This is a genomic window from Lentimicrobium sp. S6, assembly GCF_013166635.1.
Lineage (GTDB): Bacteria > Bacteroidota > Bacteroidia > Bacteroidales > UBA12170 > UBA12170.
This window is the reverse complement of record NZ_JABKBZ010000031.1, coordinates 33,201-58,752: the sequence shown is the minus strand read 5'-3', so window position 1 is coordinate 58,752 and position 25,552 is coordinate 33,201. Positions and strand designations below refer to the sequence as shown.

The following is a 25,552-nucleotide window of genomic DNA, read 5'->3' as shown; positions in this document are numbered from 1 at the left end:
TAAAAAAGGCTATAATTTCAATCTACACTAAATATTATGCCTTGTGAAGCAAAACATCAATTCATATTTGCTACTCTTTAATCCGAACTCTTTATTCTGATTCTCCCCATAAAAATTAACATGAGCCGTTTTGATGGGTAGAATTAATTTTTTAATTCTGAATTAGCCGGAATTTTTATAATTTTGGGTTTCCAAAAAATAAACAGTAAATTAATTATTAACACACAAAAAATTATGAATAAGCTTATTTATCTATTTTCATTTCTATTTTTATGGTCTATTCATGTTAATATTCAAGCTCAAAATGATAAACTTGAAATTTACATGGTGGATGGGGACTTACTTCAAAATGGAGTTGAACTCTTGTCCTTTGCTCATTTTGCCTCAGCAAGACCTATACTTACAGACACATTATTATTAAAAAACACTAGTGATGAAGTATTGAATATTAAGGTAAGAAAGAATGAAATACAAGTGGTTAATGGTACCTTCAATGTGTTTCGTGCACTAGCACAGGATGTTCCTGCTGCAGAGTATATTACACCAAATGTATGGGAATTAGCACCGGGTGAGATGCTTCCATCTGATGCCTATTTTTTAGGCAACTATTTTCATCAAGGACAAATTGGTACTTCTACTTTTGTATATAGTTTTTTAACCATAGGCGCTGAAGGGCAAATTGTAGATTCTGTTTATGTGACCTATCACTTTCTAAATAACTCAGTTACTCCTCTCGATCAAAACGATCAGATGTTTTTAAATAAAGAAACATTAGTCACAGGAGAACCCGATGTTCTTGTTTCCTATCCTGTTAAACTATTCAATCATAATATGGATTCCATTGCTATGAGAGTAGAAAAAGAGGTTATAAATATGGAAGATGGTCACGAGGTATATTTTTCTTTTGGTGGAGAAGAATATGAAAGTTCCTTCGATTTTAGTTCAGAGGAAGGATACTATATTCAATCTATGGATACATTATTTGGTGAAAATTGCTTTACCGCATTTTTTAAGGCCAATGGAATAGATGGAAATACTGAATTAACAAAGGTGAGTTATATCTTTTTTAATAAAGAAGAGGAAGCTGATCAAAGCGTTATTACCCTGGTTTTTAACCCTAGTGCAGTTGGCTTTTCAGAGCTTAAGGAATATGACATATCATCAGTTTATCCAAATCCAACTAAAGATGTTTTTAGTATCAAGCATAATTTATCTTCAGGAGTATCTTCTGTATTAAAAGTTTATAATAGCCTCGGTTCTTTGGTAGCCATTAAAGAAATGAATCATCAACAGCTGTTATCTACATTTTCAATAAGTGATTGGGAGGAGGGTATTTATTACATATCAATAGAAATTGATGGTAAGCCAATTGGAACCGAAAAGTTGATAAAGGAATAACTATTCTGAAAAAATATATAAAAGCTTCTTACTCTTTTGATTAAGGAGCTTTCGCATTTATGGTTCTTACTAAGTATTGGTATTATTCCTATTTTCCTTTATAAAGCTATCTTCTATCTTGATTTGTATTGATCGAGATAGTATAAAGTCTAATCAAAGTTTTCTGTAGTTATCTTTTATAAGGCTTTGGTAAGACTTTGGTAGGTCTTTTGTTGTGGCAGTACAATTGAAATCATTTAATTAGAGCTTCTTGGTGGCAATTATTTAATAATCGAACAGGTTTTTAGTTAGTTTTCATTAAAACAGCATTTTATGCCCTTGATTTCATAAACCGAAACGAGTTCATTAATAGTCATTTTCATGGTTTAATCTGTAGACAATATAAAAGTAGGCCTTTGCCCTGCGATCATTTCATTATTATTGGCATAACTCACCAAAAAAAGCGAAATTTGCAAAAATAATAATTCGATATGGGAACAATAGCTAAAAATATGAGACATTTTATAGATCTTATCCCTAATCACGTTAAGATAGTGGCGGTTTCAAAGACAAAACCTAATGAAGATATTCTGGAGGCCTATAATCAGGGGCAAAGGATATTTGGTGAAAATAAGGCTCAGGATTTGGCTGCCAAAGCAGAGGTTTTGCCAAGCGATATTCAATGGCATTTTATTGGGCATTTGCAAACCAATAAGGTCAAGTATATAGCTCCTTTTGTCACTTTGCTGCACGCCGTGGATAGCTTTAAATTGTTAGCAGAAATAAATAAGCAAGCCAAGAAAAACGATAGAATTATTTCCTGCCTTTTGCAGTTTCATATTGCTTCAGAAGAAACTAAGTTTGGTTTGGATATGACTGAAGCAATAGCGATACTCGAGGATGTTAGATTTAAAGATCTAAAGAATATTGAGATTATTGGTGTGATGGGTATGGCGACTTATATCGATGATGAATTGGTCATTAGAAAAGAATTTGGCCATTTGGCTTCCAATTTCAAAGAATTAAAAGCGAGCTTTTTTAAAGAGCAGGATAGTTTTAGGGAGATTTCTATGGGAATGTCTGGCGATTATCAATTAGCCATAGAAGAGGGGAGTACCATGGTAAGGGTCGGTAGTTCTATTTTTGGAGCTAGAAATTATTAAATTGAAAAATATGAAATCTCCCTTAAAAGTATTGGTTTTTAGTTTTTTTATATGCGCCAATCTTTCTTGGTCGCAATCCTCCGATTCCTTTTATGAGCATTATACTGGATTGATTTCTGAGGAGCTGAAACTAACGGCAGATCTCATCAAATCTCATAATGATTTTACCGGATTTTATTATTATGAATTTAAAGAGGATGGAGTCTGGATCACTTCTAAGCCCATCGCTTTAGATGGACGAGTAGACGAGCAAAACAACTTCGTCCTCAATGAATTTGGAGACTATTCCAGCTTTTTTCAGGGGCATTTAGATAATTCCAAGTTAATCACAGGTGAGTGGATCAATAAAAACCTAGGGGAGCCCGTTCAATTTACTTTAAAAGCGACCTACGCACAAGGAAGCATACCTTTGAACCTATCCGTCTATCAATCTTCAAAGCTTTTTGATGATCAAATTGGGAATCCAAATGCGGAATTCAATATCAGTCTATTATTTCCTAATGCACAATTAGATGAGGCGGTTTATCATCAGCTTTTAGATAGAATTTACTATTATATTGGATATAGAGGCAAGTCTCAAAACCAAAAAGATATACTGTCTCAACTAGAGGATCGTTATTATCAGCAGTTTCAATCTTCTTTGGCTAATATCAAATTAGATAGTTTCCCAGAGACTTTCAATTGGAGTAAGAATATTAGGATGGATGTGATTAATAATGAATCGGGCTTATTGTGTTTGCAATTTGAAACCTATGCCAAAACTGGTGATAGAGATGGTACCTTGGTGAGGAAATATTTGGTTTTCAGTTTGAAAGAAAATAAGGTATTAAAAATAGAGGATGTTTTCAAAGAAGAAAGCATTTCTCAATTGGAGTCTTTACTAGAGAAAAAGTTGCGTCAGAATTATCGGATAGACGACGAGGCCCCTTTAAGTTCAGTTGGGTTTTTCCAAGACTCCATTCCTGTTACCAAAAATTTCTATCTCCACCCTGGAGGAATAGGCTTTTATTATAATGTCTTCGAAATAGCACCACAAAGCACAGGTTCTTCTGATGTTTTTATTCCATTTTCCGAGATTCAAGCCTTTCTAAAACCAGAAGTTCAATCTTTTTTCAGATAAATTCAGGTATCCTGAATCCTAATTATTTCTTAATTAACAATGAAATGAGCCAATTGTTAATGATTTTGTTCCCTAAAAATTGCATAAATTAGGAAGTTTTTGCTACATTTGCAGGTAATATACTGTAAATAGTGTTGTTTTATGGTGTTGTTTATCAAAAAATCGATTTCGTTAATGTTTTAAGTGGCTTAAGCATAGTGCTTTGTGGTCATTCATATTTATGAATATAAAATTAAATTATTATGAGGAAATTTTACGCATTAATTATTTTCCTTTTTATATTTTCATTTGGATTTTCTCAGTCATCTGGAGATTATCGATGGGCTTCAACCGCCGCTAATTTATGGAATTCTCAAAGTTGGGAAAAACATAATGGTGTTGGTTTTGTTGCTACAACAGAAGTTCCTGGCGTATCTGCCGCAACGATTACATCAACTGTATATCTTGATGATAATGGAAATAACGATATATTTTTACTCCGAGAAATTACTATTGCTTCATCTGGAAAAGTTATTGTTGAAGATGGTAGTAGTGCATTTACAGTATATGTTGGATTTAGTGGTTTTGGTAATGGAGATTTTGTTGTGAATGGTGAACTTGAATTAGAAGGGAACAATTCAAATGTAAACATTGGAACTGCATCTTCAAGTATAGTTATAGAAACAGGAGGTAAACTAACCGATAATAGTGGAGGTGGTAAAATTGTAAACTCTGCTGGTGCAGATGGTATTGTTTTAAAGTCTAGTTCTGGCAATATTACTGGTTCATATATTACCAGTGGGAGTATAGTTGGTACTTTCAATCAATATGTTTCAGATGATCAGTGGCATTTGATTTCGCCAATTTTTGGAGATGTCGTAAGTGGAGACTTTTGGGATGGAGTTAATGATTCCTATTTAAGACCCTATCTGTCACCTGGTGATGGTTGGGATGATTATATATATGCTACAGATACTCCTTTAGGAGTTGGTGAAGGTTATGAATATTGGGCAACTGCTCCTTTTACTTATAGTGAGTCAGGTTCGTTTAATACAGGAAATAAGACTTTAACAATTAGCACTGGAGGGGCTACTACTGCTGATTTTTGTTTGGTAGGAAATCCTTATCCATGTGGTATTGATTGGGGGACTGTTGGTACTCGAACTAAATGTGATGGAAGTGCCTTTTATGTTTATAGCGGAACAACTTATCTTGCACATAATGGTGTTGCAGGTGCAGGTGGAGGTGCCGTTGGTAATGCTACTTCAGGAATTATACCTGCGATGCAGGGTTTTTTCGTGAAATCCCTAGGGACTGGTAATGTTTCATTGGCAAATAGTAATAAAGCTCATTCAGATGTTAATTATTACAAATCTGATAAAACACTACCAGAATATGTGAATAATTTTATCAAGGTATCTGCAACATTAGAAGGGCAGTTTTTTACAACTGTATTATATCAACAGGCAGATGCTACAAATGGTGCTGATGATATTTATGATGCTGGAATTCTATTTAATAATGATCCTGATTTTATGGACTTTTATAGTTTTGCTGATGATAAGGCAAGTTGTATTAATATTTATAATGATTACCCCTATAATGTATCATTGGGCTGTAATATTCCTGAAGGTGGAGGTAGTTTTACTATAGCGCTTGAAGATATTCAAAATAGTGATGGTAGCTTTATTGTTGAATTGGAAGATTTAGAATCTGGTGAAATAATCAACCTACTAGAAGAAGGGTATACTGTTAATTTTTCTAGTGGAGGATCATATAATGATCGGTTTGTTTTGCATTTAAACTCAACTGTTGGTTTTAATGAAATTTTAGAATCTGGAATAAATGTGTATGGCTATCAGGATATAATTAAAATATCTGATCAGAATGCCTCTGCAAAAACAATTAATGTTTATGATTTAGTGGGTAAACTTGTTTACTCCACTGCTTCATCTAATGAGATCATTTCAATTAGCTTAAATGAAAAGACAGGCTATTATATTGTTGAAGTGGTAAATGCAGATGTAACAACTGTAGAGAAAGTATATATACAATCAAAATAATAACACTGAAAACTAACGCTTGTGAAAAAGTTGATTTTTATATTATTTATTATCCTGCTATGTATTCCCATGATTAGTTTGGCAGGAGATCCACCCCCTGTTGGAGGTGATCCGACAGGAGACCCGGGAGCTATTTCCATTGGAGGTAGTGCGCCAATTGGGTCAGGAATTATTTATTTGGTAGGTTTGTCGGTGATTTATAGCCTTTACCTGCTTAAAAAGTTTAATATTAACCTAAAATCTATAAAATGAGAAAATTATTACCCATTCTATTATTAGTATTTGTTATGGGGCACGTATCAGCTCAGGACAAGTATTTTAGAACTATAGCTTCTGGTCTTTATGCTAATCCAATATGGGAGTCTGGTCCTACTGCTGCGAGTTTTCCAAATGGAAACTCTCCATCTTTAACTATAGCTAGTGATGAAACTGTGATCATTAGACATTCTGTTAACACTTGGTTTTTGAATTCAATTGTTGTTAACGGAACTCTTATTATTGAACCTGGTGCGGATTTTAGTCCGCTTGGAGGGTTTACAAATAGTTCTGGAAATGATGGCGTTATTCTAAAATCAGACGCAAGTGGTTCTGCACAGTTTTTACTAAAATCTTCAATGAATGCAACTCGAGAAGTTTATGTAACTGGTTCTTTGTGGCATCTAATTGGAAGTCCTATGGATGGTGCGTCTACAACCGATGTGTTTGATGGGTGCTACATGCAACAATATCATTCTGATGGCACCTGGACTTGGAACGATGAAGGTGGATTTGATGATACTATGGATAGAGGTTTAGGTTATAGTATTTATAGTCCTTCTTCTTCTACATATTCAATTGAAGGAAATGTAACAGCGAGTAATGTTTCTGTTAATCTTGTAAATACAGGAGGCGGGTATAATTTAGTTGCTAATCCGTTTGTTTGTGGTTTGGAATGGAACGGTAGTATTGGACGAAATAATGTTGACTCTGATATTAATATATGGAATTCTGTAACTAAAAGTTATAATATAAAATCATCGGGCTCTTATGTTTTACCAGCTTTAGGAGGTTTTATGGCCAAAGCAAACGGCACTAGTCCATCAATATCATTTACTGCAAGTAATATGACAGTATCAAATACTGGTAATCTTGAAAAAAACGAAGAGAATACTTCGGATTATTTTATGATCAATGTTCAAAATCAGAATAATGAATATGCTGATGCTGTAAAAATAGCTTTCGATGACGGCGCCTCTGAGTATTATTCATATGTTTTAGATTTAGAGAAGCTTTATGGTAGTGAGGAAAGTCCAGATTTATATCTTATGAGTTTAGATGGTCAAGATTTGGTTAGAAAAACTTTGCCACTATATTTGTTAAATCCGTTAAAATTAAATTTGAAATCGCAGGTTGATGCAGAGTATAGTATTTCTGCTTCTGATTTTAACTTGTCATTTCCAGTCGATATTTATTTAGAAGATTTATTTGAAGGACAAACCGTTGTTTTAGATGAAGACATGGCATACAGTTTTTCAAGTACTGCTAATGGAAATGAAGATAGATTTCTACTTCATTTTGAAGGGATTACTGGAGTTAAAGAGACAGGTATAATTAATTACGCTATTTTTTCAAGTTATTCTAACTTGATAATTGAGGCGAAATCAGAAAAATCTTTTAATGTTCAAGTATTTAATACTATCGGGCAAGAAGTTTATAATTTGGATAATTGTTCAGGAGATCAAAGAATTGACCTTTCTGATTTTAGAAACCAAGTATTAATTGTCAATGTAGTAACTGAAGATGGTTCCATTGCTGAAAAAGTAATGATTAAATAAGGAGGATTTTATTATGAAAAAGAAAATAATTTATGCTTTAGCTGTGCTTCTAATGATTATTACTGCTCCAACATATGCACAATTAACAGATCCTGGAGAGCCAGATGGAGGAGTTGGAGACCATGATCCAGTAGGAGGCGGAGCCCCAATAGGTTCAGGACTAGCTTTAGTCATTGGTTTAGGCCTAGCATACGGTACAAAAAAAACCTATCAGGTTACTAAAGAAGAAGAATAGTAATTTCAACCATTTATTGGTTGATTAGAATATCTCAAAGTGAGGTAGTCCTAAAAGGCTATCTCACTTTTTTGTTTTGTTAAAATCTTACTAAGCTCCTTTACTGTGACTTATTCTGTTCTATCTTTCCCTATATTTGGCAACCATCTCATTTTTATTGGTCTTATTAATAAAATGTGGTGTTTACCCATATGCTTATTATAATTTAAAAATTATCATTTAGATAATCGATGTATAATGAAATTGAAACTATTAAATTAAGTTTGATTAGTTTTTTTGCTCCCTTTAGGGAAGGGGCAAACAAAAAGAACTAATTCAAAAGATATTATAATTTATTTGATAGGTTTAATATATATAATTATTAAAACACCTCTAAAAACTTATTTACTTAATATAAAATTATGAAAAATATTTATCTACTAGTTTTTATCTATCTTTTCACATGGACTACCTCTATGGCGGGAATAAAACCAGGTGTGGTAACACCTCATTTGATAGAACATTTAAATCAAAAAAATAATGATGATTTAGTGAGAATTAACATTCGACTAAAGAGTCAAAAGAATATGCTAGAGGACTATGCTAGTTTAAAAGGAATGCTTCCGCAGGATAAAAGGCAAGCGGTAGTTACGGACTTAAAAGTCTTTGCTCATGATGCTCAAGCTGACTTATTGAAGTATTTAAATTCAAAATCCTCCTCAGATTTTAAAATGATTAGAAAGTTTTGGATCGCTAATGTCCTAAATGTGTGGGCTAGTGAAACCTTAATTGAATCTTTGTCTACTCGAACCGATATAGCAAGAATAGATATTGATGAGGAAAGAATGCTGATAGATGCTATTCCTTCAAATCCAAGTCCAATAAATCCCTCTGTTAAAGGGGTAGATGAAATCACATATAATGTCACTAAAGTGAATGCTGATGATGTTTGGGCAGAAGGATATACTGGACAGGATGTGATTGTTTCTGTTATTGATGCAGGTGTTAATTATAATCACTTAGATTTAATGGATCACATGTGGATCAGTGATGAGTATCCAAATCATGGATATGATTTCCATAATGACGATAATGATCCAATGGATGGTCATGGTCATGGTACCCATTGCGCTGGAACTGTTGCTGGTGATGGAACGGCGGGTTCTCAAACAGGTATGGCTCCAGATGCTTTGATTATGGGCTGTAAGGTCTTGGGTGATGATGGTAGTGGAAACGAATCAAGTGTTTGGGCTGCTATCGAGTTTTCAGTGGAGCAAGGCGCTCAAGTTCTTTCTATGTCTTTGGGATGGCAGCATTCTTGGAATCCTGATAGAGTGACTTGGAGACAAACTTTGGATAATACTTTGGCAGCTGGTGTGGTGGCATCTATTGCAGCTGGAAATGAAGGTGGTAGCACTACGAATCCTGATGATGTGCGTACGCCTGGTGATTGCCCTCCTCCTTGGTTAAATCCCGATCAAACACTTATTGGTGGAATTTCTTCCGTAGTTTGTGTAGGTGCAACTGATAATGGTGATAATATTGCTTATTTCTCTAGTAGAGGACCTTCAACTTGGGAAACTATTGATCCTTTCTTAGATTATCCTTTTAATCCTGAATTGGGTTTGATTCGTCCTGATGTGAGTGCCCCTGGCGTTGATATTAAATCAACAGATGCTTTTAATACCAATGGTTATACTTTAATGAGTGGAACTTCTATGGCAACTCCTGGGGTAGCTGGTGTTATGGCTTTATTATTGTCTAAAAACCCTGGTTTATCTCCAGAGGAAATCTGTATGATTTTAGAAACAACTTCTGTTGATTTAGGTAATGATGGTAAAGACAATGTGTTTGGAGCAGGTAGAGTAGATGCTTTTGAAGCTATAGAAAATACCAGTGAGCAAGGTCCAAGTTACGAAAGTCATGTGATTGTTGATCCTAATAATAATGGTGAAATTGAAGCAGGTGAGTCTATTTTATTGTCTCTGACTTTGTTTAATGGTAGTGATGTTGGATATACTAATGTTGATGTGATGGTTTCTTGTGAATCTGCTTTTATCACCATGGGTGATGATACAGAAAATTATGGTGATTTTGATACTATGGAATCGATTACCATTGATGAAGGATTTTCTTTTGAGGTAGCCGAAAACCTGCCAGGCATGGAAAGTTTGAAATTTTTAATTACTGCAACAGATGGTATTGAAACATGGAATAGTTCGTTTACGGTAACTTCATATGGACCTAAGCTAGCAATTGGTAATTTAACTATTGATGATAGTGAGGGGAATGGAAATGGAAGATTAGATCCAGGGGAGTATGCTAATTTATTTATTGATATTCATAATACTGGACAAGTTGAGTCAGCTTTAGTAGATATAGCTATTGATTATACTGGCTCTTTTTTATTATTTGAAAATATTAGTACTTCTGTAGAAAGTGTAGCCAGTGAAGATATAGCTGTTGCTGCATTTGCTATTTCGGTATCCGAACAAGCTCCAATAGGTTCTTTCGATTCATTTATAGCAAACCTAACATCTGGAGCTTTTGAGGATTCACAAGAATTTAGTCTCAGCATTGGTTTGATACTTGAAGATTGGGAAAGTGGTGATTTTAGCATGTTCGATTGGCAATTTGAGAATTCTGAATGGTTTATTACAGATGCTGAACAATTTGAAGGTAACTTTAGTGCTCAAAGTGCCGCTATTGGACATAATTCATCTTCTAGTTTTGTACTAGAGTATGAAGCAGGTTCCGATGCTAGTATCTCATTCTACAAAAAAGTATCCAGTGAAGGGAATTATGATTTCCTTAGGTTTTATATAGATGGACAAGAGCAAGATGCTTGGAGTGGTGAGGTGGAATGGAGTATGAGTGAATATGATGTGAGTGAAGGAGTACATACTTTTGAATGGACTTATAGCAAAGATGGAAGTGCTACAGGAGGTTCCGATGCTGCTTGGGTTGATTATATTGTTTTTCCACCCATGGCATTGCCTAGTATAGAAATGGAGAATGAAGCAGAAATTTGTGACGATCAAACCTATACCAGCAATGCTATCGTTTCTAATGAAGAGTCCATATTATGGTCTACTTCTGGAGATGGAAGTTTTGACAATGTAAATAATGCACAAGCAACATATACTCTTGGCAATGCTGATATGAGTAGTGAGTATGTGGAGCTGATGTTGACGGCTATAGGTTCAAATGGAGAGGTATTTTCAAAAGTTGAATTGATAGTGATGAGCACAGAAATAATGACTCCGAATGTTCCTTTAGGAAATAGTGTTTTGTGTATAAATCCTTCCGATGAAGTGTATTATGCTGAAGTTTCAGGTAACAATGCTTTAAGTTGGTCATTAGAACCAGTGGAGGCGGGTGCATTAGAAGCCATGGCCGATAGTGTAATTGTAAACTGGGCAGATGATTTTGTTGGAGAGGCCATGTTAAAAGTCATGAGTTCTAATAATTGTGCCGAGAGTGAATATTCGGAACCATTAGTGATTGCATTGAATGCGCTTCCTCAATTCCTTGCTGAGGATGCAAATGAGGTATGCTATGGACAAGAAGCTATAATAGCTGTTGACTTAGAAGGTATGGCGCCTTGGACTGTGTTTATTGAAGAACATGGTGAAGTTATATTTGAGACTTCTTCTGTTGAATTATCATTTATGGCTATGGAGGATTCTGTGATGACGGTCTTATGGGTCAAGGATGCCAATGCATGTGTAAATAATGAATCTAAATCTATGGAAGTTTTGGTTAATGAGCTGCCAATGGTTGATTTAGGAGCTGATTCATTAGTTTGTATGAATCATAGTGTTTTGCTTGATGCTGGTACTGATGGTAATGTTTATTCTTGGTCAACAGGAGAAGCTACACAAACGATTATGGTTGATTCTATGGGAATGAATGCTTCAAATGAAAAGACCATCAGTGTGATGGTGACTAACGCTTTCGATTGTTCTTCTGAGGATGAGGTATTGGTTTCTTTCCAAGATTGTAGTGGAATTGGTGAGCTATATGTGGAAGGCTTATCAGTTTATCCAAATCCATCTAATGGAATATTTGAATTGTCATTTGAGAGTTTAAAGGCACAGGAGATTCAATTGGAGGTTTTGAGTCTGAATGGTCAGATAGTTTTCCAAGAAAGTTTATTATTAAATCAAGAAGTGAAAAAGCATATGATTGATTTATCTGGGCAACCAGCGCAAGCCTATCTTTTAGTTTTGAAGAATAGCGAGAGTCAAGTGGTGAAAAGGATTATCCTTGAATAATCAAATCTGAAAATAATTTTAAAAACCCCGATAATAATTATCGGGGTTTTTCTTTTTTTTGTATCTTTAATAAAGAAAGAATTCGTACTATGGAAATTATAAAGACAAAAATACCAGATTTAGTAATTATCAAGCCTTCAGTATTTAAAGATGATAGAGGCTATTTTTTTGAATCCTATAATAAAGAGAAGTTCCTCTCCGAAGGAATTGACCAGAATTTCGTTCAAGACAATGAGTCTAAATCAATGAAAGGTGTTTTGAGAGGATTGCACTTTCAAAAGCCTCCTTTTACTCAGGGTAAACTGGTAAGGGTGATGCAGGGCGCCGTATTGGATGTGGCAGTTGATTTAAGAAAGCATTCGCCAACTTATGGGCAATGGGAGTCTATTGAGTTGACTGAAGATAATAAGTTTATGTATTGGGTTCCACCAGGATTTGCTCATGGTTTTGTTACTTTAGAAGATAATACAGTCTTTTTCTACAAATGTACCAATGTTTATAATAGTGCTTCAGAAGGTAGTTTGCGATGGGATGACCCAAGCTTGAATATCGATTGGGGAAATATAAAAGATCCCATACTTTCAGGAAAAGATAAGATTGCTCCTTTGTTTGATACCTTCGAATCTCCATATTAAAACTTAGATCGCTTTTCTTTGATATTTTTAACATTAATATGTTAGGAATCTATTGTTAAACACTGCTTTCAGAGCTCTATTCTTAGTACTTTTGTGTCCTAATGTATCATAAAAAGAAATATTATGAGAAAGAAATATAGGCTGCTGTGGCCACTTAGTTTGCTTTTGGTGCTATTTATCTCATCAACGGTCCCTTACTTCACTTCTGATGAAGATTATCAATCCGCCTTAATCGATCATAATAAGGTATTCTCTATATTAACACCCTCCTCATTAAATTTTGCTGGGGAAAGTGTTCCTTTAGATAGGTTTTATGTACAAGAGTCTTTAGAGAATGAGCTTACTGTCAATACTTATTGGCATTCTTCAACCTTATTATTGATAAAGAGAGCGCATAGATGGTTCCCTGTCATAGAGCCCATTTTAAAGAAAAATGGTATACCTGATGATTTTAAATATTTGGCTGTGGCTGAAAGTGGTTTGAAAAATGTAGTCTCTCCTGCAGGTGCTACTGGGTTTTGGCAAATCATGAAAGGTACTGGTCGTGAATATGGTTTGGAAATCAATTCTGGAATTGATGAAAGATATCATGTGGAAAAATCTACAGAAGTAGCCTGTCAGTATTTATTGAAAGCCTACGAGAAATATGGAAACTGGACCTTAGCTGCCGCTTCCTATAATGCTGGGATGAATAAAATTTCTAAGGAATCTGTTCGTCAGAATGAATCTCAGTACTATAATATGAATTTTGGCACAGAGACAGGTAGGTATGTTTACAGAATATTAGCTTTAAAACAGATTTTGTCTGAACCTACCAATTTTGGCTTCCATTTGCGAAATGAAGATTTATACCTTCCTTATGAAACTAAGGAAGTAAAAGTAAATGCCACCATTGATGATTTATCTGCTTTTGCTAAAAAGTATGATATGAATTACAAAGAATTAAAAATCTATAATCCATGGTTGCGTCAGGCATTTCTTCCGGATGAAAGTAGAAGAGTTTATCATATAAAAGTTCCAAAAAAATAGGGGAGTGCTTCGATATGATTAATTTTAAATGTCGTTAATAAAATACTCCTTTTCGGCTGGGTATTTAGTCAGGTTATCTCGTTTTTTTTCTGCACTTTTGCATACTGAAAAAACTAGAGATACTTTATGAATATTGATCAATCTGCTCAGTCGGAAGAAGCTGAAAAACAAGAATATATTGAGGTTTATGGTGCGCGTGTTCATAATTTGGATAATGTAGATATTAAAATACCTCGTGATAAATTAGTCGTTTTAACTGGTTTGAGTGGGAGTGGAAAATCTTCATTGGCTTTTGATACTATTTATGCGGAGGGACAACGACGTTATCTAGAAACTTTTAATACCTATGCTCGCCAGTTTATTGGCAATATGGAACGTCCTGATGTGGATGAAATCAAAGGATTAAGTCCTGTTATTTCCATAGAACAAAAGTCTACCAATAAAAATCCTCGTTCTACTGTTGGTACCATTACTGAGGTTTATGACTTCCTTCGTCTTCTCTTTGCCAGAGCAAGTATAGCCTACAGTTATGAGTCCGGAGAGATGATGGTCAAATATACTGACCAACAAATTATTGATTTGATATTTGAAGAATTTGAAGGTAGGAAGATTGCGGTTTTGGCCCCAATGGTAAAAGGTCGTAAGGGCCATTATCGTGAATTGTTTGAGAAGATTCAGAGACTTGGATATATTGGTGTTCGTGTAGATGGCGAAATGGACGAGGTTCATCCGGGTATGCAAGTAGACAGGTATAAGATTCACGATATAGAAGTTGTAGTTGATAAGCTTAAAGTTGAGGAGAAATATGATCAGCGATTGAAGAAATCACTGGAAACCACTTTTAAACTGAGTAAAAACAGCCTTTATATTTTGGATGTGGCTAGTGGAGAAATCAAGTTTTTCAGTAAGCAGCTGATGTGTCCCAAAACTGGTTTAGCCTATGATGAACCAGAACCAAATACCTTTTCCTTTAATTCTCCTTATGGTGCTTGTCCTAAGTGCAACGGACTTGGTACTATTGCAGAGATTGATATCGATAAAATATTTCCAATGAAGTCTAGAAGTATTAAAAATGGAGGGATTGCTCCAATTGGTGAATATAAAAATAGTTGGATTTTTAATCAACTAGAAGCTATTGGAAAGAAATTTGATTTTGACTTGAATACCCCTATTGTTGAAATGTCGGAAGGTGCCCTTGATACCATTTTGTATGGATCTAATGAAACTGTGCAGGTTTATAAAGAAACGCTAGGTGTAACCTCAAATTATAGCATTAGTTTCGAGGGGATTGTGAATTTCATCAATGGTCAAAGTCAAAACTCATCCTCAGAATCTATTAAAAGATGGGCAGCAGGATTTATGAATCGGGTTGATTGCCCTTCTTGCAAGGGCGCTCGTTTAAAGAATCAGTCACTATGGTTTAAGGTTAATGAAAAAAACATTGCTGAGTTGGCTCAAATGGATATTAATCAACTAGATTTATGGTTAGATACTGTAAATAATAAAGAGGATGATAGAAGAGCAAAAATATCAGAGGAAATATTACGTGAAGTAAAAGTTAGGCTCAAGTTTCTATTAGATGTAGGTTTGGGGTATTTGAGTTTAAATAGAAGTGCAAGAAGTTTGTCTGGTGGTGAAGCTCAACGGATCCGATTGGCTACTCAAATAGGTTCTCAACTGCAGGGTGTTTTATATATTTTAGATGAACCTAGTATTGGTTTGCATCAACGTGATAATCAAAAGCTTATTAAATCTCTTCAGGATTTGCGAGATATTGGAAACTCTGTGTTGGTAGTAGAGCATGATGAAGACATGATACGCTCCGCTGATGAGGTGATTGATATGGGGCCGGGAGCAGGAGTTCATGGTGGACAAATTGTAGCACAAGGAAGCCCTAAAGAAATGCGAGAATGTAAAACCTTAACTTGTGAATACTTGAGTGGTGCAAAAAAAATTGAGATACCAAAAGAGCGAAGAAAAGGAAATGGAGATCGAATTGTTTTAAAAGGTGCAAAAGGGAATAATCTACAAAATGTGACTCTTAGACTTCCTTTAGGGCAGTTGGTTTGTGTGACTGGTGTGTCGGGGAGTGGAAAATCAACTTTGATTAATGAAACACTATATCCTTTACTAAGTCAAAACTTATATAATAGCTTAAGAAAACCTTTGGAATATGATTCCATAAAAGGTATCTCAAATATTGATAAAGTCATTGATATAGACCAATCTCCCATTGGAAGGACGCCTCGTTCTAATCCTGCTACCTATACCAAGGTTTTTGATGAGATCAGAAAACTCTTTGTAATGGTTCCTGAAGCTAAAATTAGAGGCTATAAACCGGGCAGATTTTCTTTTAATGTAAAAGGAGGTCGTTGCGAAACCTGTAAAGGTGCAGGAGTAAAATTGGTTGAGATGAACTTCCTACCTGATGTGATGGTGGAATGTGAGGAATGTCAGGGTAAGCGATATAATAGAGAAACCCTAGAAATAAGGTTTAAAGGGAAGTCTATTAATGATATTTTGAATATGACCATAGAGCAAGGTGCAGAATTCTTCGAAAGTATTCCTAATATTCAGAGGAAGCTAAAAACTTTGAATGATGTAGGTATGGGATATGTGACTTTGGGACAGCAATCTACTACCTTGAGTGGAGGAGAAGCTCAACGAGTGAAGTTGGCTGGGGAGTTGGCTAAGAAATCTACAGGAAAGACCCTTTATATTCTTGATGAACCTACCACAGGATTACATTTTGAGGATGTTAGGGTCTTGTTAGAGGTCATTAATAAGTTGGTGAATAAAGGTAATACCGTATTGATTATTGAGCACAATATGGAAGTGATTAAAGTAGCTGACCATATTATTGACTTAGGTCCTGAAGGTGGTAGAGGAGGAGGAAGAATCCTAGTTGAGGGAAGGCCAGAAGAAATCATCAAAAACACAGAAAGTTATACCGCTCAATTCCTTAAAAATATTCTAAAAGATTAGATTATATCAGACCTTCATCAGAAAAGCTAAAATAATTCCCATTTCCAACGATGATATGATCGAGGATGCTGATTTCAATGAGATCGCCAGAATCTTTTAATCTTTTGGTGATTATTTTATCCTGTTGGCTTGCTTTCATATTGCCTGAAGGATGATTATGACATAATATCATTCCACTGGCTTGGTAGTTAATCGCTAGTTTAAATACTTTTTTTGGATCTACAACAGTCCCACTCGTGCCTCCTTCACTAATTTTTTGTATAGATATAATATCATTCGCTCTGTTGAGTAAAATCACGTAGAACTCCTCATAATCACAATCAGCTAGATAGGAATAGATGGCATCGTAAGCATCGCGGCTACTAGATATTTTTTTTCTTATTTTGGCTTCGGTGGAACGGTATCTACGTCCTAATTCCATTGCGGAAATAATACTAATGGCTTTCGCTTCTCCAATACCTGAGAATTCACATAGTGCTTGTACGGAGGCTTTAGATAACTCTTGTAGGTTGTTGTCGTAATGGGATAAGATTTTCTTGGAAAGCTCTACTGCTGTTTCCTTTTGTGAGCCGGATCCAATGAGTATGGCTATAAGTTCAGCATTACTTAGACTTGCTTTTCCTTTTAGTATTAGTTTTTCTCTAGGTCGATCTTCTTCTGCCCAGGATTTAATGGAGGAGGGTGTGGAATAATTCATGCGCTATAAAAAATTAGATCTCTTAATGAGATAGTGAGCGGCTTGTGTCTCACAAAAATAAAAAAAAGACTACTTCATTTGAAGTAGTCTTCTAATTTTTTATAGAAAACCTATAAACTAAGCTAGTTTATTAACGTGCTTAGTAAGTTTAGATTTTAAGTTTCCAGCTTTATTTTTATGAATGATAGATCTTTTTGCATTCTTATCAATCATAGATAAAACATTTGACAATAATGCTGTAGCTTCAGTTTTGCTGTCTAAACCTTGAAGTTTCTTGATAGCATTACGCATGGTTTTAGCGTAATAACGATTATGAAGTTTGCGAACTTCTGATTGTCTGATTCTTTTTAAAGCTGATTTATGATTAGCCATTCTAAATTATTTTAAATTTTCTTTTCTTTTCTTGCCTTTATTTCGGGCTGCAAAGATAGATTAAAATATTTAAATAGCAAACCTACTCTTTTGAAAAAAAATTATTATTTAATTTTTGCGTGTTTCAAAAATACAATTATCTTTGCACTCCAATTTTACGGGAATGATTCCGTAGCTCAGTTGGTAGAGCAACGGCCTTTTAAGCCGTGGGTCCTGGGTTCGAATCCCAGCGGGATCACAGATATTTTTAAAAATCCGATTAGCGTTTAGTTAATCGGGTTTTTTTATTTGGGGTCATAATGAAAATTCGTTTAAAATACTATCCCAAATAAAAAAATCAAATGAGCATAGTGAGCACATTTAGTAATTTCAAAGTGGATCCCTCTTGGGAACCTAAGATTATCTTAGTGTGATTACAGAATATGGATTTTAATTTGTTATATAAGCAAATTATTGTGGAGATTGAAATGGTACAAGAATGTCTATTTTATTAACCTCTAGACTATTTCTGTATGAATAGTTTTGATTTTTGCATTTTACCCTGATTATTCAATTCTATAAAATAAAATCCATTGTTTAGTTTACTTAGGTCAAGTTGTGTTTTATTTGTTAATGGTGTTTCCTTTTTAAAACAGACTTGGCCTTGCTGATTATAAATTGTGATGAATGAAAATGGTGAATGTGTCTCTACAAATACTCTATTATTAACTGGATTTGGAAATAGTTCCATTCTATTGTCGATGACTTTGTCTAAGCCCATTATTGATTCACAATCTATATTGGAGAATTCCGATTCACCACAATCATCATATACTGCTTTGGCTTTATAACAAGCTGAAGTACCTTCTGGGATTAAATCTATATATGTTGTGTCTTGGATTAACTCAGTATTGATTATTGTATTATCTCGGTATAATTGATATCCTTGAAAATCCATTGGCATTTCATCATTAAATATATAAACTCCAAGATTCCAGCTATAATGCATATCTAAGTCTGCTAATCTCTGCCAAGTAATACCATCTGCTGAAAATAGATCTGAATTTGGATTGTCAGTATATTCTCCAGCTCCAGCTCCATTTTCTGTACAAATCATTCTAAATCCTACTTGTAGTTCTTCATTTATATCAATTTGAATTGGGGTAGATAGTGTAAAGGTATTCCATTCATCATATTCTATCTCTGATATTTCTTGTTCATAAATTAAGCTCCCTGCATTTGGTCCCTGCCAAATAAGAAGATATAACGATGAAATGGAGTTTTTAGGAAAAAATTTGACTGCATATATTTTAGTTGTTTCAATGACGGGCAATTGTTCAATGTCCCATTTTGCTGCAAACCACAGTTCTAAATTACTACCTAGCCCAATTGTATTTACTCCATTATCATGTTGTAGCCACTGATTAATGGAATATGGGTTTTCACAATTAATAATAATTTCAGGTCCACCAGGGTGACAATTTGCAGCTAAATTCTTTGGAGCCTTACAGTCTTCTGTAATTAAACCAATAGAATTGAATTCAACTTGGGAAAACAATATAGTAGTAATGCTAATTGAAATTAATACTAAAAAGATTTTACGGGAAATATCTGATGTTTTCATAATAATTTTTATTGGAGGTAAAAGTATATTATTTGCTATGATAGATAGACATCAAAAATATTAAAACAGTTGCATTAAGAGTCTGTAAAAGAGGAGGGTAGTTGAGTGAAAGATAATGAAATATTTAATCATACAATATACCAAAATCTCATTAATACACTATCAAATTGAATTATTCTTCTGATTCCTGATAACCAAATAATTTTTTACTTTTTATTTGGTCTTTCACATAATTCGATACCATAGTCTCCCATTTGGGATTGTTATTTTTGATGTTCTTCAGGACGTCTTTTGGAAAAACAGTCATGAACTTTTTGTTTACCTGTTCAATATCCAATATTTTTCTATTGGTTATCAAATATTCGTAGATGAATTGTAAATCCATTGGAAGTTCTAGATCCTTACTGGTTTTTAACTGCTTGGTTTTGCCATTGTAGGACGGATATACATAGAGCTTCATATTATCGGTAAATAGCTTTCCAAATGCCTCTAAAATACCACCTTTAAGCTCGCTATAGTATTCCTTATTAAATATCTTCTGAAAAGTGTGGAAGCCAATAACTATCCTCAGGTTTTTTATTTTAAACTGACTGAAATAAGAAACCAGCTTATAATAATACCTATAATCGGAAACCATCACATTTTGACCTATACCATTCAGTATATCAACTCTGTCTAAAAAATCCTGCTCCGAGAAATCGCCATTGTCCAATAAGTTGTTCATGGTAATTTCGCACATGGTAATTGTATGTTTTTTATCGTGGTCGGGATCGTTTTTAAACATACTATAACTACTTCTGATCATGTCGAGTCCTGCGTAGGTGATGGGTCTAAAGCCTCCTCTAAATACCATGAGGTTTTTCTTATAGACCATTTCGCTGGGTTGCTGTAAATCGCCATTGGAATCGAACATGATAGCTCTAGCCATTCCATTTTTTACCAGTTGTACCCCTAGTAATCTATTGTCCACGTAATCCAAATCGGGACCACACATGCGAATCATGGTGATTTCTATTTGATCTTTCTCCAGAGAGTCGAGTAAGGATTGGAGGAATGCGTTGGGATGTTGATGGTGATGAAAGCAAGCGTAGATAAGGTTGGTTCCTAAAATACCTAGTGTTTGTTGCTGTTGAAGACTGTCGTTTTCTAGCATCCTCACATGGAGTATTACTTCGTTGGCTTGTCCTTTTGGAGTTAATTGATATCTAACCCCTAACCAACCATGGCCTTCTCTATCTTTAGTAAAGTTGATGGTGGTTACGGTGTTGGCAAAAACAAAAAATCTGGTTTCAGGTTTAATCTTTTCTTTCAAAACACCAGTTAGTTCATTAGCTTCTGTTTTGAGCATTTTGAGCAATCGTTCCTGAGATACATATCTACCATTGGCAGAAGGGCCATATATATTATCGCTAAACGACATATCGTAAGCCGAAATAGTTTTAGCTATCGTTCCCGAAGCAGCTCCGGCTTGAAAGAATGTTCTGGCTACTTCCTGTCCAGCTCCAATTTCTGCAAAACTCCCGTAAATAGTGGGATCAAGATTAATTTTTAGGGCTTTCCTATGGTGACTTAAATTGGTGTTATTTTCCATTATTTAATTCTGGTATTAGAACTCCAAAATTACAGTTTATCTTGATAGTTTTAAAAAGTTTTATTTAAATATTGTGTTTAACATTCTTTTTAGTTCCTCTGGTTTAAAAGGCTTACTCATATAATCGTTCATTCCAGCATCTAGACATGCTTCTTTATCACCTTTCATTGCATTGGCAGTTAGTGCGATAATTTTTATGGGTTCCGCTTGTTTGATATCTTCCTCAAATTCTCTTATTCTTTTTGTGGATTCAATGCCATCCATTTCTGGCATTTGAATATCCATAAAAATAAGGTCATAATTATTCTTGGTATACATATCTAAAGCAATTTGGCCATTTGCTGCGGTTTCAACCTTATGACCCAATCTTTCTAAGTGCATTTTTGCAACTTTTTGATTGATAGGGTTGTCTTCTGCCAAAAGGATAGTGAATTGCCTAGGGTTTGGGTGGTCTTCGCTCATTGCCATAGATTTTTTGGTAATATCTTCTTCTTTCTTTTGTTCAATAAAATGCGTTTTCATTGATTTATCATAATCAATCCAGAACCAAAATGTGGATCCTACCCCTTCTTTACTTTCTACACCAATATCTCCTCCCATTAGTGTGGTTATGTTTTTAGAAATGGCAAGCCCAAGTCCAGTACCACCATATATTCTAGTTGTACTACTGTCAATTTGAGAAAAAGATTGAAAGAGTTTCTTGATTCCAGAGTTTGAAATACCAATTCCTGTATCTATGATATCGAATTTAATTCGAGTATGTGTATTGGTAAGTTTGATAGGATATACTTTTAAGGTGACTCCTCCAACTTTGGTAAACTTGATGGCATTATTCAAAAGATTAATTAAAACTTGTTTCAAACGATGAGGATCGCCTTTCACCCAAATTGGTATTTCTTTTGATATTTCACTTGAGAAGGTAAGTTTGCTTTCTTGTATTTTAAACTTAAAAATTTCGATAATCTCATTAATAACTTTGGTGATATCAAAATCGATATTCTCAAAGTCAATTTGGCCTGCTTCAATTTTTGAGAAGTCGAGGATATCGTTGATTAGAGAAAGTAAATTATTTGCAGATTGGTGTATGGTTTTAGTAAAGTCGACTTGTTTTTCATCTAATTTAGTTTGTTTGAGTAGGTCGGTCATGCCTATGATTCCATTCATTGGAGTTCTAATTTCATGACTCATGTTGGCAAGGAATTCACTTTTACTTTTGTTAGCCGAATCGGCTTTTTCTTTAGCAGCAATAAGTTCGTTCTCAATTCTTTTTCTTTCCACAATTTCTTGCAAAAGGGTGTCCATATTTCTTTGTAATTCGGTGGTCCTATTTTTAACCAAATCTTTAAGATCAGATTCTTTTTGTCTAAGGGTGTTGACTCTAATTCTGTACATAATTATGCCAATAAATATGGCAAAAGTAAGGAGGATAAGGTAAAACCAGACTGTCTGTGTAAAAAGAGGCTCAATTATTATACTATTTTTTACTGAAGCAATTCCCCATTCATTATGACCATTGTCTGCTTTTACTTGGAAATCAAACACTCCAGGAGGAAGGTTGGTATAGGTAATAGTAGTTTTATCACCCATTTTTATCCACTTTGTATCATAGCCATTAAGTTTAACTTGGTATTTGATGTTTTGTGGGCAAGAGTAAGACAGGCTAGCATAGCTAAAGGTAAAACGATGTCTACCTGATGTTAGCTTTATATTTTCAATAGAGTTGTAATTTATACTGTCTATTTCAATATTGTTAATGACTATTTTTGGTGTTCCGTGGTTCTTTTCTTCTTTGTTTGTTTTAATACATATTAACCCATCTATGGATGGGACCCAGATCTCATTTTTTTTGGATATTAATGATGCCGTTGCTCCTGCACATTCATATGCACCTAAACCACTTCTTTTATCATATATTTTCCAGTTGATTTTAACCTTAGAGTTTGTTTGAGCTTTTATCAGTTCTGCTATACTCACTTTAATAATGCCAATATTTGTGGTCAGCCAAAAATTCCCTTTTTGATCAGGAATGATATCAAAGACAGCATCGGTAGGGATGCTTTTCTCACTGCCAAAATTGAAAATATTGTTCTCAGTAATATGAGAAATCCCAGTTTTAGTGGCCACCCAATACGAATTATCTTTGTCAACATAGGTGTTGAAACATAAATTGTTAGCAAGACCAGAATTTGTATTGAGAATATTAATTTCACCACTAGGGGAAATAATATTTATTCCTCCATTATCGGTACTAATGATGATGTTTCCATTTAAATCTTCATCAATTCCAAGAATGAAATTTGAGGATAACCCATTGCTCTTGTTGAAATAAGACCATCTTTTCCCATCAAATCTACTAATCCCATTGGCTCTTGTTCCTATCCATATATTTCCATTGCTATCTTCAAAAGCTAATCTGCTTAATTTACCTCTTAGACCATTTGTGGTGCTATAGAGAATTTCATTTCCGTTAGGAAGCTTTTTGATGACTCCGATATAAGTACATATCCAAATATTCCCTTTAGAATCCTCAGTAATTCCGTATATTTTATTACCCTGAAGAGCATGTTGAATTGGGAAATTCGATATACGCCCATTTTTTATCAGATTTATTTTCCCATTGATGGATCCAATCAATATGGATCCGTTTTTTAATTCACAAATCCCTCCAATAGAATTAGTCGCCAAACCTTCTTCCGCAGTATAGGTTAAGAAAGCATTGTCAATAATTTGATATAAACCATTTCTGTATGTCCCAGACCATAGTGAACCTTCTTTATCTTCAATGGTTTTTATCACTCTCAGATTGCTGTTATTTTGATAAGCTTCCATATGTTGTCCAGAAAGATCGCTATGGTATAAGCCATTTGAAGTGGAGATGATCACCCTTTTGTCTTTGCTGAGCAGGCAATGATTGGTTTCAACTCCATTTAAACTCCAGATTTTTTTTATTTTAGAATTTTCCTTGATGTATAAGCCCGAGTAGGTGGAGAAGAAAATATTTCCATTTGGAGCAAATAGGATGTGTTGAATTTCTTTTAATGCAGCTATATTCTGTCTGTCAAATTGCTTGAGATTTCCATCTTTATAGAGGAAAATTCCTTTGCTTTCTGTGCCTATCCATATCCAACCATCTGGAGATTTGCCTAAAAAGCTGATGCTGGTTTTGTTGAGGGCTTCAAAATCTATTTTAGAAATAGTGTTTCTGGAATTGTCAAGCAGGTAGACACCACTATTCTTAGTGCCAATCCATATTTTTTGATTATTCTCTGCATAAATTTGCTGGACAAAGAAATCAGGCGTTTCTATTTTAGTGAATTCTTCATTTTTGTATTTAATTATTCCATGTCCATATGAACCAAACCATAAAGTGGAGTCTTCCGTTTCGGTAATGGCAAATATATTATTGGTGTTAAAGTAATCAGAATTGTTTTTGTCAAATCTGAAAAATTCAACTCCATCATATCTCAATAGCCCGTTGTAGGTAAGTAACCAAATGTACCCTTCTTTTGATTGATGAATATCTAAAATGGCGCTGCTAGGTAATCCATTGTCGGTTGTCCAATTACGGGTAGAGTAGAGTGATGCTATTTTGTTCTCTGTATTACTAAAAGCAAAGAGGTTGATTAAGAATATCAAACTCAATATTGGAGTGCATTTTAATAAATGATTTTTCAAATTCATGCGGATTATTTATTTATACTAAATTACAAAAAAATACGATGCCATCAAAGACTCATTATAATAGCTTTAACAAAGTAATCTTTATAACTCTAACTCTAGAATATAGATTTACTAGCTAATAGCTTCATACAAAGAGGTTACTCTGGGGCCATGCTTCAATATGGGTTTAGAAATTAGCTTTTGATTGTAGCTTATTTAGAAATATTTATTTAAGATGGGTTTTTTATGCTGATAATAGTTTCCATGATCTTTCTTCATAATTTCATTATAGTATTATTCTCATATCTACTTTGAAAGCTCAGTTAGCTTTGCTATTTTCGCATCATAAAGATTGTATATGCTATTTGAAGATATTTACAAAGAAATAAACGAATCTACAGAAGGCTTTTTTAAAGATAGAGGGAGTAAATTTATTTCTCACTCATTTTTGGTAAAAAACGAAGATGAAATAAAAGAGCATTTACAAGAATTAAGAAAGAAGTATTATGATGCCCGTCATCATTGCTATTCTTGGGTGCTGAATCCTGATAAATTAGCCTATAGAATTAATGATGATGGTGAGCCATCTGGAAGTGCGGGCCGTCCTATCTATGGACAACTTCAAAGCTATGATTTAACCAATATTCTTGTGGTAGTTATTCGCTATTTTGGAGGAACCAAATTGGGGATTCCAGGCTTAATAAATGCCTATAAGACTGCAACAAAAGATGCCCTTGATCAAGCTCAAATCAATATTCTTTACATAAAGGATGTGTTTAAGGTAACTTTCCAATATCCCGATATGAATATTGTAATGAAGATATTGAAGGATGAGGAGTTAGAGCAATTTGATCAAGATTTTGGAATAGATTGTAAACTGAAGTTTTCAGTTAGGAAATTGGAGAGCGAACGAGTCTTTGAGAAGTTTAGGAAAATACACACTTTGTCTATTAAGTATGAGAAAACCATTTAG

17 protein-coding genes and 1 tRNA gene are annotated in these 25,552 nt (G+C 34.4%); 13 read left to right on the top strand and 5 right to left on the bottom strand.

Going from position 1 to position 25,552, the window contains the following annotated elements:
• Nucleotides 1-234 precede the first annotated feature (234 nt).
• The 11 genes from HNS40_RS11745 to uvrA all read left to right on the top strand — a co-directional run bounded on the left by HNS40_RS11745 (nt 235) and on the right by uvrA (nt 16,656).
• Nucleotides 235-1,398: a T9SS type A sorting domain-containing protein gene (locus tag HNS40_RS11745; RefSeq protein WP_172281014.1), complete on the top strand. Its 1,164-nt coding sequence runs from the start codon at nt 235-237 to the stop codon at nt 1,396-1,398.
• Nucleotides 1,399-1,868: 470 nt separating this feature from the next.
• Nucleotides 1,869-2,540 carry a YggS family pyridoxal phosphate-dependent enzyme gene (locus HNS40_RS11740; RefSeq protein ID WP_172281013.1) on the top strand — a complete coding sequence of 224 codons (672 nt, stop codon included), beginning with the start codon at nt 1,869-1,871 and terminating at the stop codon, nt 2,538-2,540.
• 10 nt (nt 2,541-2,550) lie between these two features.
• Nucleotides 2,551-3,660, top strand: a complete 1,110-nt coding sequence (locus tag HNS40_RS11735; protein ID WP_172281012.1) for an RsiV family protein — start codon at nt 2,551-2,553, stop codon at nt 3,658-3,660.
• A 242-nt stretch (nt 3,661-3,902) separates the two neighbouring features.
• Entirely contained in the window at nt 3,903-5,702 is a 1,800-nt protein-coding gene (locus HNS40_RS11730) for a T9SS type A sorting domain-containing protein (RefSeq protein WP_172281011.1), read from the top strand.
• Between the two features lie 21 nt (nt 5,703-5,723).
• Complete coding sequence (locus HNS40_RS11725; protein ID WP_172281010.1) at nt 5,724-5,954, top strand: hypothetical protein; 231 nt, start codon at nt 5,724-5,726, stop codon at nt 5,952-5,954.
• A complete protein-coding gene (locus tag HNS40_RS11720; protein ID WP_172281009.1) occupies nt 5,951-7,516 on the top strand; it encodes a T9SS type A sorting domain-containing protein in 1,566 nt (521 codons plus the stop codon). The genes HNS40_RS11725 and HNS40_RS11720 overlap by 4 nt, the downstream gene beginning before the upstream one ends.
• Nucleotides 7,517-7,529: 13 nt before the next feature.
• Nucleotides 7,530-7,751: a hypothetical protein gene (locus HNS40_RS11715; protein ID WP_172281008.1), complete on the top strand. Its 222-nt coding sequence runs from the start codon at nt 7,530-7,532 to the stop codon at nt 7,749-7,751.
• A gap of 401 nt (nt 7,752-8,152) precedes the next feature.
• Nucleotides 8,153-12,007, top strand: coding sequence for a S8 family serine peptidase (locus HNS40_RS11710; protein WP_172281007.1), 3,855 nt, complete (start codon nt 8,153-8,155; stop codon nt 12,005-12,007).
• 89 nt (nt 12,008-12,096) lie between these two features.
• Complete coding sequence (gene rfbC, locus HNS40_RS11705) at nt 12,097-12,642, top strand: dTDP-4-dehydrorhamnose 3,5-epimerase (protein WP_172281006.1); 546 nt, start codon at nt 12,097-12,099, stop codon at nt 12,640-12,642.
• A 123-nt stretch (nt 12,643-12,765) separates the two neighbouring features.
• The gene (locus HNS40_RS11700; protein ID WP_172281005.1) at nt 12,766-13,671 is read left to right on the top strand and encodes a lytic transglycosylase domain-containing protein; all 906 of its coding nucleotides are present in this window, start codon (nt 12,766-12,768) and stop codon (nt 13,669-13,671) included.
• 126 nt (nt 13,672-13,797) lie between these two features.
• Entirely contained in the window at nt 13,798-16,656 is a 2,859-nt protein-coding gene (gene uvrA / locus HNS40_RS11695) for an excinuclease ABC subunit UvrA (protein ID WP_172281004.1), read from the top strand.
• Between the two features lies 1 nt (nt 16,657).
• On the opposite strand, the gene radC is transcribed toward uvrA, so the two are convergent.
• Complete coding sequence (gene radC / locus HNS40_RS11690) at nt 16,658-17,353, bottom strand: DNA repair protein RadC (RefSeq protein WP_172281003.1); 696 nt, start codon at nt 17,351-17,353, stop codon at nt 16,658-16,660.
• A gap of 117 nt (nt 17,354-17,470) precedes the next feature.
• Complete coding sequence (gene rpsT / locus HNS40_RS11685) at nt 17,471-17,725, bottom strand: 30S ribosomal protein S20 (RefSeq protein ID WP_172281002.1); 255 nt, start codon at nt 17,723-17,725, stop codon at nt 17,471-17,473.
• 165 nt (nt 17,726-17,890) lie between these two features.
• Between rpsT and HNS40_RS11680 the strand changes: the two genes are divergently transcribed.
• Nucleotides 17,891-17,963 (top strand) — tRNA-Lys (locus tag HNS40_RS11680).
• 264 nt (nt 17,964-18,227) lie between these two features.
• Here the strand turns inward: HNS40_RS11680 and HNS40_RS11675 are convergent.
• The 3 genes from HNS40_RS11675 to HNS40_RS11665 all read right to left on the bottom strand — a co-directional run bounded on the left by HNS40_RS11675 (nt 18,228) and on the right by HNS40_RS11665 (nt 24,600).
• Nucleotides 18,228-19,328 carry a T9SS type A sorting domain-containing protein gene (locus HNS40_RS11675; RefSeq protein WP_172281000.1) on the bottom strand — a complete coding sequence of 367 codons (1,101 nt, stop codon included), beginning with the start codon at nt 19,326-19,328 and terminating at the stop codon, nt 18,228-18,230.
• A 172-nt stretch (nt 19,329-19,500) separates the two neighbouring features.
• Nucleotides 19,501-20,919 (bottom strand): TonB-dependent receptor, encoded by a 1,419-nt coding sequence (locus tag HNS40_RS11670; RefSeq protein ID WP_172280998.1) that lies wholly within the window; start codon nt 20,917-20,919, stop codon nt 19,501-19,503.
• Nucleotides 20,920-20,979: 60 nt separating this feature from the next.
• Nucleotides 20,980-24,600 (bottom strand): hybrid sensor histidine kinase/response regulator, encoded by a 3,621-nt coding sequence (locus HNS40_RS11665; RefSeq protein ID WP_172280996.1) that lies wholly within the window; start codon nt 24,598-24,600, stop codon nt 20,980-20,982.
• A 337-nt stretch (nt 24,601-24,937) separates the two neighbouring features.
• Here HNS40_RS11665 and HNS40_RS11660 point away from each other — a divergent pair, with 337 nt between their 5' ends.
• Nucleotides 24,938-25,552 carry a YigZ family protein gene (locus tag HNS40_RS11660; protein WP_172280994.1) on the top strand — a complete coding sequence of 205 codons (615 nt, stop codon included), beginning with the start codon at nt 24,938-24,940 and terminating at the stop codon, nt 25,550-25,552.